Genomic DNA, 17,288 nt, shown 5'->3' on the forward strand with positions numbered 1-17,288 from the left:
TATCAACCATTTTTAAAATAATAATATTGCAGTTTAATTTTAACATTTATTATAGTATAAATAAAAGAGATGGTTATTAAATATAACTATCTCTTTAAATTTGTCTAAAGCATATTTATTATAGTAAAGTTAGTATATTTTAACTAACTCTTTTGAAGGACTTCTGATAATACTTTTCCAATGCTATCATTTATAACTATACTAGCCAGAGAGTCGTAAGAGGTTGAAGCTTTATTTATTAATACTAAATCTTTGCCTTTAAAATATCTAATAAGTCCTGCAGCGGGATATACCACTAAAGAAGTCCCGCCAACTATAAGCACATCAGCGCTTCTAATAGCATTTACAGCATTATAGATTACATCCTCATCTAGAGCTTCTTCATATAGAACTACATCAGGTCTAACTAGCCCATCGCAATCACTACAGCGAGGAGCAATATCTTTTGAAGTCATAATATAGTCTAAGGTAAAGGTCTTACCACATTCCATGCAGTAGTTTTTATGAATAGACCCATGAAGTTCAAGAACGTTTTTACTACCAGCCATTTGATGAAGTCCATCTATATTTTGGGTTATTACAGTCTTAAGCTTTCCTAACTCTTCAAGTCTAGCAAGAGCATAGTGAGCAGCATTAGGGACAGCTTCAGTATAAACCATCTTTTCTTTATAAAATTTATAAAAATCCTCACTGTGGTTCATAAAAAAGCTATGAGTAAGAATATCTTCTGGAGAGTATGAAGAATTTTTTATTTTATATAGGCCATTATCAGATCTGAAATCGGGGATGGCAGATTCTGTAGATACCCCAGCTCCACCGAAGAATACTATGCTATTTGAACTATCTATTATATGCTTTAAAGCATCAACACTCATAGAAAATCACCTCAACATTATTATAACATAAGATTTTAAAACCAAAAATGATTTAATAAAACTAAAAATAGTTTAATAAAATTAAAAATTATTAAACTAAATTAAATCAGTTAGTGAATTATAATTTTAAGGGAAGTTGCATTCGTAAATGAATTATAATTATTTTAAAATAGGTGTAAGTGCTATATAAAAGTCAATTATTAATATTTCAATAATTGACTTTTATATAATAGAATAATAAACTATCCTCTAGAGATGACATTACTGGAAAACATAGAATAGAGTATTAAATTGATAGATTAAAATACTGTAGGAGGGATATTATGGAGAAAAATTCAGTCAAAATATACATTCCGTTTTGGATAACAGTAGTAATTTTGCTTCTATACATTAATTTATTTAAGAATTTTAAAATATTATTTTGGATAACTTTTGGATTTGAAAGAATTTTTAATGCTATTTATATAGATAAGATGCTAAGAAAAATAGATAAGCTTATTGAACAAGGAGAATTCAATGGGAAATTATTTGGAATTATAATGTTTACGGTTCTTCTAGGTATAGGAATATTCATATGGATTTTCATAAAGCAAAGAGAGCTATTTTATGTTATAATTCTAGGGGAGATATTTGATTTTATAATACTAAAGATTCTTAAATTAAGAAATCAAAAATAACATTATGGGGGTTTAACTATGGATAAAAAGTTAAAGTTATGTATTATAGGTTTTGGAAATTCAGCAAAGGAATTTTGTAGATTAATTATGGAGAAAGAGCTGCCAGTGATAGTTACAGGTATATCTACCAGATCTAAGGGAGCACTTCTTTGTAAAGATGGAATTGATGTATATAGAGCATTAAAAGAAGTAGAAGAATTAGGAGAATTTTCTAAAGAGAATCCAAGTAAGGTAGATATGAATTCTTTAGATATAATAAAAAATTCAAAGGCTGATGTGATGATAGAATTAAGCAGCCTTTCTATAAAAGATGGGCAACCAGCTATATGTCATGTAGAGACAGCATTTAATAATAATATGCATGTTATAACCGCAAACAAAGGTCCTATAGCTTGGGATTTTCATAGACTAAATAAATTAGCTATAGAGAAAAATAGAGTATTTTTATATGAAACTACAGTTATGGATGGAACTCCTATCTTTAACTTGGTGAAGTATACACTTCCAGGATGTAAGGTACTTTCCTTTAAGGGAATTCTAAATTCCACCACAAACTTTATTCTTGAAGAAATGGAAGGTGGAAATGACTTTGAAGCCGCTATAGTGGAAGCACAAAGAAGAGGTTTTGCAGAGGCTGACCCTTCAGCAGATATTGAGGGCTGGGATGCAGCTGCTAAAACTGCAGCTTTAGCTAATGTACTTTTAGAGGGAAAGATGAATCCTATGACTGTAGAAAGAGTTGGTATAGAAACTATTACTAAAGAGCAGATAGAGGAAGCTAAAAAGAATGGTATGAAATATAAATTATTATGTGAAGGATATATAAAGGATGGATTAGCCTATGGAAGAGTATATCCAGAATTAGTTAAAACTACAGATATTCTAAGTACTATAGATGCAACTTCTTCAATACTATGTATAACCACTGACTTAATGGGAGAAGTATGTATAGTGGAAAAGAATCCAGAAATACAACAAACTGCCTATGGAATATATAGTGATTTATTAGAGTTAAGAAGTAAGATTCTTTAATTAAAGATATAGGAAGCCATTCTCATGTTGTTGAGAATGGCTTTTAATATATAGAAAATATTATTATGAACATTGTTAAATATTTTTTAACAATAAAATTTTATGCAATTTCATATTGTAACAAAAATACAATGTTAGTATAATCTACTTAATGCTGATATTATAATAATTTGTCAAATAAACAAACTTTTACTAGATAATTAGCATTCATAATGAATAAAGATTCATAAATATATATTGTAAGAGAGGAAAGATTAATTATGGGAATTTACAAAATTATTGAAAAGAAAAGAAAAGAAGAGCAAAGAAGAAAAACTATAAAAGTAGCAAAAACTATAACTGCTGCAACTACAGCTGGAGCTGTGTTAGGGGCAACAGCAGGAATATTTTTAGCACCTAAGTCAGGAAAAGAAAGCAGAGAAGATTTAAAGAATAAAACTTGTGATGTAAGTGAAAAAGTAAAGATTAAGGGAGTGGAATTAAAAGAAAACTTCAATAATAAAGTTGTTGGAGGAAAGGATAATGTTAAAGAAGCTAAAGAGAAAATAAAGAATTATTTATCTGAGAAGAAAAATGTAAAACAATGTGAGGAGGCTGCTGACGAGATTTCTGAAACAGTTGAAACAGTGGAAGATAATAAAGCAGAGGAGCCATGTATATAGGACTCTCAGAGTTATTTTGGGGAATTATAGGAATAATTGGAGCTGTGACATTAGTTTATTTGATAATTGTTTTAAGGAATATTTCTAAGTTTGTAATTAATTTAAATGAAGTAATATCAGAAAATAAAAAAAATATAAATATACTATGTAATGATCTGCCTAAAATATCTGAAAAATGTACAAGCATTTGTGATAATGTAAATGATATTAGCGAAGTAATAACAGAGACTACTGCTGAAGTTGTAGTGGCAAAGGAAAATATTACAGGCAACATAGAAACTATTAAGGATATATTAAATATTATAGTAAGTATATTCTTTAAAAAATAATTATAAAAGCCATTATCTTTTAAAGAAGATAATGGCTTTTATTAAATCTTTAAATTGCAGCTTTTTCAGGAATTTCAGGTTTATCCTTCATTGGCTTAATTTCCTTATTATAAACATATCTAAATATAATTAAGCTTGTAAAGAAGGCAACAATTTCAGCAATTGGGAAAGCAAACCAAACAGCAATTACTCCAAAAGTTCTAGCCATTATCCATGCTACAGGAAGAATTATTACTAGCTGTCTTAGAATAGATATAAATAAGCTTTTAACTCCATGTCCAGTAGCTTGGAAAGCAGTTGAAATTATTATATTTACTCCTGCTGATATGAAGCAAAGACTTATTATTCTAAGAGCTGGAATTCCAACACGAAGCATTTCCTCAGAGCTATTAAATGCCATCAGTAGCTGTCTAGGGAATATGTTAAAGATTAGAGTTCCAAAGGCCATAATAGAAACAGATATAATAGTTGCTACTTTAATAGAACTGGTTATTCTCTTTTTATTTCTTGCTCCATAGTTATATCCTAGTACTGGCATAGTTCCTTGATTTAACCCAAATACAGGCATAAATATAAAGGATTGAAGTTTATAGTAAATACCTAAGACAGATACTGCAGCACTAGAAAATCCTATTAATATACTATTAAGACCCATTACTAAAACTGAGCTTATAGACTGCATAATAATAGATGGAAAGCCTACGGCATAAATATCTTTAATTACATAGCCTTTAAATTTAAAGTTTTTTAAATTTATCTTTACTTCGTGATTTTTCGTGAATAATATAAATAAACAGAAAATCATTCCTAAAATTTGACCAATTACCGTAGCTATAGCAGCACCAGCAACTCCAAGAGCAGGAAAGCCTAGTAGACCAAATATAAGTATAGGGTCTAAAATTAAGTTAGCAATTGCACCTATTAATTGAGATATCATAGGATAGGTCATATTACCAGTGGCTTGTAAAATTTTCTCTGCACAAATCTGAATAAGCATACCAAAGGAAAATATTGTTACTATGGAAGTATAAGAGGTACCCATAGCTATTACCTCTGGATCACTAGTAAAGCTAGTGAAAAACATTTTAGTAAAAAATAACCCGAATATGGCAAATATAATCCAACTTGCCAGTCCGAGTAATAGTCCATGATCAGCTACAGAATTAGCTTCATCAAATTTTTTCTGACCAAGTCTTCTTGAAATAAGAGAGTTAATTCCGACACCTGTACCAACACCAACTGCTATAAGTAAGGTTTGTATTGGAAAGGCTAAGGAAACTGCAGTAAGGGCAGATTCTCCTATTTGAGCAACAAATATGCTGTCCACAATGTTATAGCATGACTGAATTAGCATTGAAAACATAGTAGGCAACGACATAGATATAATTAGTTTTGCAATGGGTTCAGTTCCCATTTTATTTTCTCTTGTATGTTCCATTCTATCCCTCCAACCTATATTCTATTACAAAAAACTAAAAAGAAATATTAACAATTTATCAACAAAATTAACATAAACACTATAAGTATAGGTAATAAGGCCAAATATATTCATAGTTTATTAACATCATCTTGTAATAAAGTTTGATATAATTAAAAAAATATAGTAATTGAAGGGTAGATATATGTTTAATTTGAATGATTGTATAGGATTTATAACTAATAGCGCATCTAAAAAGATAACAGATGAATTTAATAGACGACTTAAAGATACTGGAATAACTAGAGTAAAATGGATAGCACTTTTCTATATTGGTGAAGTAGAAGGAATCTCTCAAAAAGAGCTTTCTCAAAAAATGAATGTAAATGAATCTTCTATAGTTAGACTTCTTGATAGAATGGAGAAGGAAGAGCTAACACTCAGAGTTAGAGATTCTCAAGATAGAAGGATAACTAAAATTTCTTTAACTGATAAAGGTAAAGAATTAAGAGAAGAACTAATGCCTTTAGGACAACAGTTTCAGGATGATGCTACCAATGAAATATCTCAAGAGGAATTAGATACCTTTAAGTATGTTTTAGACAAGATGATTAAAAATTTAACAAAATAGTTGACAATACCACAAATTGGTGGTAATTTTAAAACATAAATACTTGCTATTGCAAGTATTGTTATAACAACTGTTGTTGTAACAAGTTATGGTAGGAGGGGTTAATATGAAAAAAGATGTAAGACAAATGTTAAATGATTTTACCGGGGGATTAGCAACTTTAGCAGAAACTAATGGAGATAGCGTAAATGCTTTTATGAATTTACTAGGAACTAACTATGCAGAAGGTGCTATCGACACAAAAACTAAGGAATTAATAAGTGTAGGAATTGCTGCATATAATCGTTGTGAGTATTGTATAGTATTCCACGTATATAAAGCTTTAGAATCAGGAGCTACAAGAGAGCAAATACTTGAAGCAGCTATGGTATCTGTTGCCTTTGGTGGAGGTCCTACAATGGCCTACACAGTAACTTTAATTAAGGATTCTATAGATGAATTCGAAAAAGATTTTAAATAATTGATAATATAGATTAATAGTGAAACATACAAGGACCCTGTGCAAGAGTACAGGGTTTGAATTATATTGTGGAAAAAATAGAATTATAACTTACCCAGAGCAATGAAAATATAGAACAAATAAAAGCTATATTAAGGAGGATAAGGTATGGATATTAAATTAGAAAGTTTATCTGGTAATAATAAGAGTGCCAAAATAGGAAAAATAAATGTTTCTAAGGGAGATAAGGTTAATATAAATCAACAATTATTACAGTTAGAAACTAAGAAGGGTAATACTCCTTTGAAGTCAAAGAATAAATGTACTATAGAAGAGGTACTAGTTGAAGAAGGGCAAGAAATAGAGATAGGGCAGTGCTTATTTAGGGTTACTGAGGAGAAAGGCGGAGAAAGCAAGCCTAAGTTAGATTATTTTGGAAGTCTTATAAAGGGAAAAAAAGAGAATTTAGAATCAGACTTGCTAGTTATAGGGGCTGGACCAGGTGGATATGTATCAGCTATATATGCAGCTAAAAAGGGACTTAAAACTATTATTGTAGAAAAAGAATCTCTAGGAGGAACATGTCTCAATGTAGGATGTATTCCAACTAAGGCCTTAGTAAAATCTTCTGAGGTTTATCATAATATAGTGGAGGCCGAGGACTTTGGGATAGTAGTTAAAGAAGCACAGGTTGATATGTCAAAGGTAATAAAGAGAAAAGATAAAATCAAGGATACATTAGTTGGAGGTATTGATTACTTACTTTGTAAAAATGATGTAAGAGTAATAAAAGGAGGGGCTACCTTTATTGATGAAAAAAAGATACTTGTGAAAAGTGGAAGAGATGAATATACAATAGAAGCAACTGATACAATTATTGCTACAGGGGCAAAAATTGCCAATATTAATATACCAGGCATAGATAGTGATTTCGTATTAAATAGTACTACTGCTCTCTGTGATAAGGATAATATAGCCTCTATAACCATTATTGGTGGTGGGGTTATAGGCATGGAATTTGCATTTTTATATTCCAATTTTGGAGTTAAAGTTAATGTAGTAGAATGTTTTGATAGACTTCTTACCATGGTAGATTCTGAGGTTTCAGAGGAGATAAAAAGTATAGCTATAGATAGAGGCATTGGAATACATACTGGAGCAAAGGTTACAAGAATAGAAAAAGACGAAGAGGGAAAGGCAATTGTAATTTTTGAAAAGGATAATAAAGAGAGATTTATAGTAAGTGAAAAGGTACTAGTAGCCATTGGAAGAGTACCTAACATTGAAGGGTTAGATATAGAAAAGGCAGGAGTCAAATTAAATGACAATGGAAGAGGTATATTTGTTGATGAAACCTTAAGAACCTCTGTGAATAATATATATGCCATAGGTGATGTAAATAATAAAATTCAACTTGCCCATGTAGCCTCTCATGAAGGTATGGTAGCGGTAGATAATATCTTAGGTGCAAAAACCAATATGAACTATGACATGGTTCCAAACGTAATATTTACTTCTCCGGAAATAGCTTCTGTTGGAATTACAGAGGATGAAGCTAGAAATAAAAATATGAATATTTCTGTTAGTAAGTTTCCGTTTTCTGCAAATGGGAAGGCACTAACCATGGGTGAAGATAAGGGGTTTGTAAAATTAATTAAGGATTTAGACAACAATAAAATAGTAGGAGGTTCAATTATTGGACCTGAAGCATCGGCGTTAATAAGTGCTTTAACCTTAATTATTAATAATAATATTAGTGAGGAAGAGGTTGTACACACTATCTTTGCTCATCCAACCACCGGAGAAAGTATACATGAGGCGGTATTGGGATTAGGCATAGGAGCATTACATTGTCATGAATAAAATTGTAATTTCAAAAGAACATGATCCTTACTATAATCTAGCACTAGAAGAAGAATTACTGAGGAATGCTCTAGGGGATGAAACTACATTTTATATATGGCAAAATGAGAAGACCATAGTTATAGGAAGAAATCAAAATCCATATATGGAATGTGATATAGAAGAATTAGAGAAAAATAATGTGAAGCTAGCAAGAAGGATCTCCGGTGGAGGCGCTGTTTTTCATGACCTAGGCAATGTAAATTTTACTTTTATAACTAAAAGTAATCAAAGTAATTTAGAAAAACAGTTAAAAGTTATAAAAAGAGCTGTAGAGAACTTTGGAATAGAAGTGGAGTTTTCAGGAAGAAATGATTTGCTTTCCGGTGGAAAGAAGTTTTCAGGTCATGCTTTTTATGAAGAAGACGGAAATTATTTTCATCATGGAACCTTAATGGTAGATGTAGATTTAGATAACCTTGAAAGGATTTTAAAACCTTCCAAATTAAAGTTAGAAGGCAAAGGCATATCATCAGTAAAAAGTAGAGTGATAAATCTTAAAGATATAAATGAAAATATAACTATAACTAAATTAATAGAAGAATTGATTGAAAGCTTTCAATATTATTATGTTGAGCCTAAAGAAACTATGAGATGCAGTAAAGATAGATATATACCAAAGCTTATCCACAATTACAGTGATGAAAAGTGGATATATGGAGAGAGTCCTGTGTATAATGTGGTGATAGAAAGAAGCACACCCTTAGGAAATATACAGGCATACGTGAATGTGGAGCAAGGATTAGTTAAGGATATAAAAATATTTTCCGATAGTATATCCACATTGGATTTTCGTGAAATAGAAGATAAGATTAGAAATACTTATTTTCATGAAATTCAGTGGGAAGCTTATTTCTAGAAACTAAAAAAATTATAAATATATAAGTTGCAATAAAGTTCTATATTATAAATTAATTGATATGAACTTCATATTATCCCTGCTTAACCGTTCCGAAATCTTGATTTACTAAAGCTCTATTCAATAAAAAATCTAAAATACAACAACTCACTACATTCGGACAGGTTGTATTTCTTAACGATTTTTTCTTTCATAGAGCCTAAGTAAATCTAAGCTTTCTGCAAATGGTATTCGCAGCAATAATGTGAAGTTCAATTTCAACCATTTATTAAAAATATTTGTAATATGAATTATCTTTATTGCAACTTATATAGATATTATTTAATAAAAAATAAAATGAAAATACTATAATTTTTAGATTGTAAGAGAAAGGTTTTTCTTGCAATCTTTTTTATATGAAAAGAAATCTATTTGTCAATAAAGAAGTAGATAACTAAATGTGTCGTGGATAAGTAATACAGTTTTATTTGTAACTTATTATGTACAATGGTATCATATGTAATAATATGGTCTGAAATGGGAAAAGAAAGGAGCAATGAGAGTTTATATATTATTTAAGCTATCTCATTAATGATTAAAAATGAAATATAATAGTTTTTCGGAATTAGAAGAAGCATATTTAAATGTTGCTGAAGAAAAAGGGGCTGGAGAGGCCTTAACTCTATTAGAAAAAGAAATAAAAACTCTTTCAAAAGAAGAAGTTGAACAAAATTTATCCACCATATTGTTGGATAAGTGCTGCTTCTTTTATGAATGTCAAAGATATGAAGATACTCTCAATACTTTGCAGCTCATGTTAGACAAGGATTTTGTGTGTCCCTTATACTATTTTGATAATTTAAAGAGAGATGAAAAATTTATAAGGTTAAAAGAAAGAAATAATATGCTATTAAAAATTGCTAAAGAAAAGGTAAAATTTCAATACCAGGTTTACCTCCCAGAAGGATACAGTAAAGAAAGAGAATATCCTGTGTTTTTAAATTTACATGGAGATGGAGATAATACTAAGTACCATAAAGAATATTGGAAGCCAGAGTATCTTTTAAAGAAAGGCTTCATAGTGGTATATCTTCAATCTTCACAAATATTAAGACATAATAGCTATGGATGGATAAAAAGAGATATATTTATTGAAGAAGATTATAAGGATCAGGAGTTATCAGTAAATAGTAATAAGGAAATAGGCACCTATGATGCTTTATATGATGAAATTAAAGATTGCTATGATTGTTTATGTAAGGATTATTCTATTGATAGGGCTAACATTCTAATTGGTGGTTTTTCCGGGGGGGCTGTAGGTGCTATTGATATTACAGTAGCTGACATAATCCCTATAAGAGGAGTTATAGCGCTGTGCGCTTTAAAGCCAAGGGCTTTTACAGAAGAAAATATCAGAAAACTTCTTACTAAGGAGATGAAATGGGTATTTATGGAGGGGGGGGAAGATATACCAGTACAATATGTAGAAGAGATGATGGATATATGTAAAAGCGTAGACATGCCTTATAAGTATCATATCAATGAAGGAATTGGACATTGGTATCCAGAGGATTTGAATGATAAATTGGAGAAAGCATTAAGCTTTATTTTACAGTAAAATTTGTATACAAATAAGATAATAGCACAAATAGAAACTATTATAATTAATGATATTGGGGTATTATTAGATTGTGTTATAATCTTTATTGTAGTAAAAGGAGGCAAGATGTATGAGTTTTACTAAGATTAAGGTTAGATATGCTGAAACTGACGCTATGGCAGTGGTTCATCATGCTAACTATTATTTATATTTTGAAGTAGCTAGGGAAGATTTAATTAAGGAATGTGGAATTTCTTATAGAGAATTAGAGGAAAGTGGAATTATGATGCCCTTAGTGGAAACTCAATGTAAGTACATAGAGGCTGCTAAATATGATGATAATTTAGTGGTAGAAACTTCTATTAGTGAATTAACATCTGTTAAGGTTAAAATTGCCTATGTTGTAAAGAGAGAAGAGAATGATAAAATTTTAGCTAAGGGAAATACTGTTCAGACCTTTGTAGATAGTAAAACATTTAGAATAGTTAATTTGAAAAAGTATAATAAAGAACTTTGGAATAGCCTTAGTAGGTTAGAAGTATTAAATGAAAATAATCATTAGAACTTTAGTTCTAATGATTATTTTTATAAGGAAATGACACCATTTCTAAGAAAATGAGAAGAAGCATTTCTTTATTGGATAAAAATATTATATATATGATAAAATGGAATTAGTAGAAGTATAATAAATGTAAAAAAGGATGGGAAATCAGATGAAAAAGAAAAATAAGCTTATAGCAGGAATAGGAATAACAGGAGCAGCATTATTTTCAGGAATTACTTACGCTGTTGGGAAAATGGTGTATAAGGCTTCCGTTGGATCATCTCCAGCAGTAGCTAAGGAAAATATGTTGGATCACTATGGAAATAGAGAAGATAAAATTTTAGATAAATTAGAAAGATATAACAATGAGAGATTATTTATAGAAAGTCCTAAAAATGGTTATGACATTGAGATAGTTAATATTAAATCAAATACTGACACTAAGGATGTCATGGTATTAGTCCATGGAATAGAGAGTAATTATCATGAGGTTTTAAAGGTGGCTTATAACTATTTAGAAAATGGTTATAATGTAGTAGTTTATAATCAAAGACAAACTGGATATACAGGCGGAAAAGATTATACCTTTGGATTTTATGAGAGATGGGATTTAGAGGAAGTTGTAAACTATGCAACAAAGGCCTATCCTGAAGGGGTATTAGGTGTCCATGGTTTTTCCATGGGAGCAGCTACAGCAACTATGCACACTGAACTGAATGAAGAAAAGAAAAACGTGGATTTCTATATATTAGATGCTCCATATCATACTATGAAAAGTGCTGTTACCATGGGAATAGAAAGTAAGAATATACCATTAATACCTTTAAGGTATGTATCTTGGGCTGGAGAACTATATATTAGAATTAAATCAGGTTTTAGATATAAGGATAGTGAGCCCTATAGAGCAGTGAAGGGTATAACAGTTCCAGTAATGCTTATTCATGGAACATCAGATAAGGTTACATTACCAGAAGGTAGTAAAATCATTTATGATACAATTCCTCATATGAATAAAGAATTATGGTTAATTGATGGATTAGATCACTGTGTTGCTTCTAATCTAATAGAGAAGGAGTACTTCAGTAGAATATATAGATTTATAGAAGAGAATATAAGATAAAATAAAAAGGTGTTTCAAAGTTTACTTTGGAATACCTTTTTAGCAAATTATTGCATAATATTACAATAATTGATAAGATGTTAATAGGGAAATTACATAAGTACATTATGTGGAGGAAAAAGCTATGAGGGTAAAAAAATTTTTAGTATTATCTTTAGTACTCATTATGAGTATGACTATGTTATTAGGATGCTCAAATTCAGCTTCTAAAGACAATGTAGGAGAGGGGAAAAAAGCTGAGAATTTAAGACGTGAAAAGAATGAGTTGATAGTATCGGTAGGGCTGGAACCAGAAGGACTAGACCCAACCACAGGTGGACATCATTCTGTAACAAGAGTGCTTTTTAGTACACTACTAAAAAGAGATAAGGACTTAAATATAGTCAATGATTTAGCAACTGAATATAGTGTAAGTGAAGATAAGTTAACTTGGATTGTAAAGATAAGAGATGATGTGAAGTTTACAGATGGAGAAAAGTTGACAGCAAAGGATGTGGTGTATACCTTTAAGGCGGCTATGGAATCAGATTCTGTAGTAGATTTAAATACTATGGAAAGTATAACAGATATAGATGATTATACTGTAGAATTTAAACTTAAAGAGCCACAATCAAGCTTTGTCAATAGATTGATAAGTATAGGAATAGTGCCAAAGCATTTACATGATAATAAGTATGGCGATAAGCCTATAACTTCAGGACCATATAAATTTGTACAATGGGATAAGGGTCAACAAATAATAGTAGAGGCTAATGAAGACTATTATGGAGACAAGCCTAGTATTAAGAAATTAACCATGGTATTTATGAATGATGATACAGCTCTAGGGGCTTTAAAATCAGGAGAAATAGATATGGCTTCAATACCAGCATCCTTTGCAAATCAGAAGATAAAAGGAAAGGTTTTAAAAGAGGTAGCAAGTGTTGAAAATTTAGGAATAGCATTTCCTTATGTAAAAAGTGGAGAAAAAACCGCTGAGGGCTATCCAATAGGAAATGATGTGACCTGTGATGTGGCAATACGTCAAGCAATAAACTATGCTATAGATAGAAAAGAGTTAGTAGAAGGTGTATTATCAGGCTATGGTACGCCATCTTATGTAGGTCTTGAGGCTATGCCTTGGTACAATAAAGAAGTGGAAATACAAGATGGAGATGTAGAGAAAGCTGTTAAGATATTAGAAGTAGCTGGATGGAAAGATAGTGACAATGATGGAATAAGAGAGAAAAATGGATTAAAAGCTGAATTTAAGTTGAATTATATAACAGATACAAAGCATAGGCAGGAAATGGCCCTTGCAGTAAGTGAAAAACTAAAAGAAATAGGAGTAAATGCAGTGCCGGAAGCTAGAACTTGGGATAATGCAGTAGAAGTATTACACTCAGAACCGATCATTTTAGGATGGGGAGAGCATGACCCAGTTTTAATAAATCAATTATTCCATAGTAAAAATTCAGGTGTGGATTGGTATAATACTGGTTTTTATAAAAATCCTAAGGTAGATGAATATATAAATAAAGCAATGATAAGTAAAACTGAAGATGAGGCTTTAGAGTTTTGGAAAAAAGCTCAATGGGATGGAGAAACAGGTATAGCTCCCCAAGGGGATGCGACCTGGGCCTGGATTGCAAATATAAATCATTTGTTTATAATGGATGAAAATTTAGGTATAGGAACTCCCAAACCTCAACCACATGGTGGAGCTATACTTGAAAATATAACTGAGTGGAAATGGAAATAAGATAAAATAGGAGGACTTCAAATGGCTAGAAGAGAAAGTATAGGACTATTTGCTGTAAAAAAGTTAATAAGAATGGCAACGTTACTAATAGCCATATGTATTCTAACCTTTTTATTGATGGAAGTCTCTCCTGTTGATCCTATTAGAGCATATGTGGGAGCAGATTTATCTGTTAGCCCAGAGCAAAAGTTAAAAATAGCAGAATACTGGGGGCTTAATGATCCACCTTTGGAGAGATTCATAAATTGGGTAGGATTGCTTTTAAAAGGGGATTTTGGTACATCTTTAATATACAGAAGACCTGTTTTAGAAGTTGTAGGTGAAAGATTTGCAGCGTCTTTAGCACTTATGACTATAGCTTGGATAGTATCTGGGGTATTAGGTTTTGTTCTAGGAATAGTGTCAGGGATGAAAGAAGGAAAATTAGTAGACAAAATTATAAAAGGGTATTGCTATGTATTAATATCAACGCCAACCTTTTGGATTGGCCTTTTATTGTTGATGATTTTCTCAGTATGGCTGGGGTGGTTCCCCATAGGCCTTGGAGTGCCAATTGGTATTTTAGCTGAAGAAGTCACAACCATTAGTTTAATAAAACACATGATACTTCCAGCTATAACCCTTAGTATATTAGGTGTGGCAAATATTGCAATGCATACCAGGGAAAAGGTAATAGAGATTTTATCACAGGACTATGTATTATTTGCAAGGGCTAGAGGAGAAACTACAAAAAGTATAGTAGTAAATCATGTGTTAAGAAATGTTGCATTACCAGCCATAACCATACAATTTTTATCCTTTAGTGAATTATTTGCTGGAACCATATTTGCAGAGCAGGTATTTTCCTATCCAGGACTTGGACAAACTACAGTTAATGCTGGGTTAAAGGGAGATGTACCATTATTAATGGGTATTGTTATAATAAGTAGCATATTTGTATTTACTGGTAACCTAATAGCAGATTTATTATATAGAATTATAGACCCAAGAATTAAAGAGGGAGGGCATCATGATTAATGGAAAAGCAACTATAAAGAACCTTCCCATTAAAAAAGGCTATAATAAACTTAAATTTGGAATTAGAGAAAAAACCATACTTATAATAGTATTTTGTTCTATAGCTGTATCGGTAGCTTTAATAATTGGAAATTCTGTTAAGGCTGAAGATATAGCAATAAACTTTGCGCAAAAGAACCTAGCTCCAACTTGGGAACATATCTTTGGAACAGATTGGATGGGAAGAGATATGTTTTCAAGAACCATGAAAGGTATTACTCTAAGTATAAAAATAGGTATATTATCAAGTTTAATTAGTGGAATAATAGCCCTAATTTTAGGACTTATGTCTGCGACCCTTGGAAAAGCTATGGATTCAATAATAACTTGGATTATAGATTTATTTTTAGGTGTACCTCATATTTTAATAATAATTTTAATATGTTTTGCAGTAGGTGGTGGCTTGAAAGGGGTAATAATAGGTGTATCGCTTACTCATTGGCCAAGCCTTACAAGAATAATACGATCTGAAGTTATGCAGGTTAAGACAATGGAGTATGTTCAAATATCAAGAAAGTTTGGAAAATCAAACTTCTATATTGCAGTAAAACATATATTGCCACATTTGTTGCCTCAACTTTTAGTTGGAACTCTTTTAATATTTCCACATGCAATATTACATGAGGCATCAATAACCTTTTTAGGTTTTGGGCTATCACCTCATGAATCAGCTATTGGTATATTGTTATCAGAATCTATGAAGTATTTATCTACTGGGTGTTGGTGGTCAGCATTTTTTCCTGGATTGTCACTACTCATAATATCCGTGATGGTGGATACTATAGGACAAAATTTGCGAAAACTTGTAGATCCAGAAACTGCATACAAATAGGAGGCATGTGTTATGAAAAACTTAAAGGAGCCAATTCTCATAATTAAAGATTTAAGCGTTTCCTTTTCTCAATACACCAAAGGGCTTAAGAGAAAGGAGCTTGAAGTAATCACTGGTCTAGACTTAGAGCTATATAAAAATGAAGTGGTAGCAGTTGTAGGTTCAAGCGGTTCTGGAAAAAGTCTTCTTGCTCATGCCATACTTGGTATATTACCTCACAATGCCACTACTCAAGGAAAAATGATTTATAAAAATAATATTTTAAATGAGAGAGATAAAAAAAGATTAAGAGGAAAAGAAATTGTTTTAATCCCACAATCAGTGAATTTTTTAGATCCACTAATGAAGGTATCAAAGCAAGTAAAAATCTCTATAGAAGATAAAGCTAAGGCTTCAAGTATTCAAAGAGAAGTGTTTGATAGATATGAACTAGATAAAGAAGTTGATGATTTATATCCCTTTCAATTATCTGGTGGGATGGCAAGGAAGATATTAGTGTCCACCGCAGTAGTATCAAATAGTGAAATAATAATAGCTGATGAACCTACACCAGGTTTGGATGCAAAAGCTTTAAATGAAGCACTTTCAAACTTTAGAGATATGGCAGATAAGGGAGCTGCAGTTTTAATCATAACTCATGATATAAATGCAGCTTTAAAAATAGCAGATAAAATAGCGGTGTTTTATGCAGGAACTACTTTAGAAATAGCAAATGCTACGGACTTTAATGGAAATGGAGAAAACTTACGTCATCCTTATTCAAAGGCGCTATGGCAGGCACTTCCTCAAAATGGATTTAAACCTATAAAAGGATTTCAACCTTTGGCTAACGAGGTTCCAGAAGGATGTTTATTTTACAACAGATGTGACAAGGCTAAGGGGGAATGTAAGGTATACAGACCAGAACTGAAACCAGTAAGAGATGGAATGGTGAGGTGTATATATGCAACTTAAAGTAGAAAACATAAGCTTTAGATATGATAGTAGTGACAGATGGATATTTGAAAATGTGGATTTTATTGTAGAGCAAGGAGAGGTAGTGGGATTGGTTGCACCTAGTGGTTATGGAAAAACCACCTTAGCTAAGATTCTAGCTGGTTACATAAAACCAACCTTAGGCAGAGTAATTTTAGAAGGCGTAAAAAGGGATGAGTATTATCCAGTACAGTTAATATTTCAGCATCCAGAGAAGTCAGTGAATCCTAAATGGAAAATGAAAGATATATTAACTGAAGGATGGAATCCTCCGAAAACTCTACTCCAAAGTATAGGCATAGAAGAAGGGTGGCTAAATAGATGGCCAAGCGAACTATCAGGAGGAGAATTACAAAGATTTTGTGTAGTTAGAACCCTATCTCCAGCTACAAAATTTCTAATAGCAGATGAAATTACCACTATGCTTGATGCTATAACTCAAGCCCAGATATGGGAGGTAGTAATTAATAGGGCTAAAGAGCATAATATGGGAGTTATAATAATAAGCCACGACAAGGATTTATTAAATAGGTTATGTCATAGATTTGTAGACTTAACGACTTTTCATGATAAGGATAAATAATATATGTTTAAGTCATTACAGAGAAATTTTATAAT

Annotated in this window: 18 protein-coding genes; 16 read left to right on the forward strand and 2 right to left on the reverse strand. The window is 31.3% G+C overall.

From position 1 onward, the window contains the following. Positions 1 to 143: 143 nt before the first annotated feature. Positions 144 to 875: an NAD-dependent protein deacylase gene (locus ACI48Q_RS16060; protein WP_474920133.1), complete on the reverse strand. Its 732-nt coding sequence runs from the start codon at positions 873 to 875 to the stop codon at positions 144 to 146. A 323-nt stretch (positions 876 to 1,198) separates the two neighbouring features. Between ACI48Q_RS16060 and ACI48Q_RS16065 the strand changes: the two genes are divergently transcribed. The 4 genes from ACI48Q_RS16065 (at position 1,199) to ACI48Q_RS16080 (ending at position 3,575) form a co-directional block, all read left to right on the forward strand. Then, positions 1,199 to 1,552, forward strand: a complete 354-nt coding sequence (locus ACI48Q_RS16065; protein ID WP_474920134.1) for a hypothetical protein — start codon at positions 1,199 to 1,201, stop codon at positions 1,550 to 1,552. Between the two features lie 18 nt (positions 1,553 to 1,570). Next, positions 1,571 to 2,584 carry a hypothetical protein gene (locus tag ACI48Q_RS16070; RefSeq protein WP_474920135.1) on the forward strand — a complete coding sequence of 338 codons (1,014 nt, stop codon included), beginning with the start codon at positions 1,571 to 1,573 and terminating at the stop codon, positions 2,582 to 2,584. Between the two features lie 260 nt (positions 2,585 to 2,844). After that, positions 2,845 to 3,246 carry a YtxH domain-containing protein gene (locus ACI48Q_RS16075; protein WP_474920136.1) on the forward strand — a complete coding sequence of 134 codons (402 nt, stop codon included), beginning with the start codon at positions 2,845 to 2,847 and terminating at the stop codon, positions 3,244 to 3,246. Then, entirely contained in the window at positions 3,237 to 3,575 is a 339-nt protein-coding gene (locus ACI48Q_RS16080; protein WP_474920137.1) for a hypothetical protein, read from the forward strand. The genes ACI48Q_RS16075 and ACI48Q_RS16080 overlap by 10 nt, the downstream gene beginning before the upstream one ends. Before the next feature lie 49 nt (positions 3,576 to 3,624). Here ACI48Q_RS16080 and ACI48Q_RS16085 read toward each other — a convergent pair whose 3' ends face one another. After that, complete coding sequence (locus tag ACI48Q_RS16085; RefSeq protein ID WP_474920138.1) at positions 3,625 to 5,013, reverse strand: MATE family efflux transporter; 1,389 nt, start codon at positions 5,011 to 5,013, stop codon at positions 3,625 to 3,627. A gap of 184 nt (positions 5,014 to 5,197) precedes the next feature. Between ACI48Q_RS16085 and ACI48Q_RS16090 the strand changes: the two genes are divergently transcribed. From ACI48Q_RS16090 to ACI48Q_RS16145, 12 genes are all read left to right on the forward strand, one after another. Further along, positions 5,198 to 5,623, forward strand: a complete 426-nt coding sequence (locus ACI48Q_RS16090; RefSeq protein ID WP_474920139.1) for a MarR family winged helix-turn-helix transcriptional regulator — start codon at positions 5,198 to 5,200, stop codon at positions 5,621 to 5,623. Positions 5,624 to 5,729: 106 nt separating this feature from the next. Further along, a complete protein-coding gene (locus ACI48Q_RS16095) occupies positions 5,730 to 6,083 on the forward strand; it encodes a carboxymuconolactone decarboxylase family protein (protein WP_474920141.1) in 354 nt (117 codons plus the stop codon). A gap of 147 nt (positions 6,084 to 6,230) precedes the next feature. Next, complete coding sequence (gene lpdA, locus ACI48Q_RS16100; protein WP_474920142.1) at positions 6,231 to 7,925, forward strand: dihydrolipoyl dehydrogenase; 1,695 nt, start codon at positions 6,231 to 6,233, stop codon at positions 7,923 to 7,925. After that, positions 7,918 to 8,823, forward strand: coding sequence for a lipoate--protein ligase (locus ACI48Q_RS16105; RefSeq protein WP_474920143.1), 906 nt, complete (start codon positions 7,918 to 7,920; stop codon positions 8,821 to 8,823). The genes lpdA and ACI48Q_RS16105 overlap by 8 nt, the downstream gene beginning before the upstream one ends. Positions 8,824 to 9,403: 580 nt before the next feature. Next, entirely contained in the window at positions 9,404 to 10,420 is a 1,017-nt protein-coding gene (locus ACI48Q_RS16110) for a hypothetical protein (protein ID WP_474920144.1), read from the forward strand. Positions 10,421 to 10,532: 112 nt separating this feature from the next. Beyond that, positions 10,533 to 10,964, forward strand: coding sequence for an acyl-CoA thioesterase (locus tag ACI48Q_RS16115; RefSeq protein WP_474920145.1), 432 nt, complete (start codon positions 10,533 to 10,535; stop codon positions 10,962 to 10,964). Positions 10,965 to 11,115: 151 nt separating this feature from the next. Further along, positions 11,116 to 12,066 (forward strand): alpha/beta hydrolase, encoded by a 951-nt coding sequence (locus ACI48Q_RS16120; protein WP_474920146.1) that lies wholly within the window; start codon positions 11,116 to 11,118, stop codon positions 12,064 to 12,066. A 124-nt stretch (positions 12,067 to 12,190) separates the two neighbouring features. Then, positions 12,191 to 13,807, forward strand: a complete 1,617-nt coding sequence (locus ACI48Q_RS16125; protein WP_474920147.1) for an ABC transporter substrate-binding protein — start codon at positions 12,191 to 12,193, stop codon at positions 13,805 to 13,807. A gap of 21 nt (positions 13,808 to 13,828) precedes the next feature. Further along, complete coding sequence (locus ACI48Q_RS16130) at positions 13,829 to 14,824, forward strand: ABC transporter permease (protein WP_474920148.1); 996 nt, start codon at positions 13,829 to 13,831, stop codon at positions 14,822 to 14,824. Next, a complete protein-coding gene (locus tag ACI48Q_RS16135) occupies positions 14,817 to 15,695 on the forward strand; it encodes an ABC transporter permease (RefSeq protein ID WP_474920149.1) in 879 nt (292 codons plus the stop codon). Before ACI48Q_RS16130 ends, ACI48Q_RS16135 begins: the two co-directional genes overlap by 8 nt. A gap of 12 nt (positions 15,696 to 15,707) precedes the next feature. Further along, positions 15,708 to 16,649: an oligopeptide/dipeptide ABC transporter ATP-binding protein gene (locus ACI48Q_RS16140; RefSeq protein WP_474920150.1), complete on the forward strand. Its 942-nt coding sequence runs from the start codon at positions 15,708 to 15,710 to the stop codon at positions 16,647 to 16,649. After that, positions 16,639 to 17,253, forward strand: coding sequence for an ABC transporter ATP-binding protein (locus ACI48Q_RS16145; protein WP_474920151.1), 615 nt, complete (start codon positions 16,639 to 16,641; stop codon positions 17,251 to 17,253). The genes ACI48Q_RS16140 and ACI48Q_RS16145 overlap by 11 nt, the downstream gene beginning before the upstream one ends. The last annotated feature ends 35 nt before the right edge of the window (positions 17,254 to 17,288 follow it).

Source organism: Clostridium sp. LXY-7 (genome assembly GCF_056172015.1).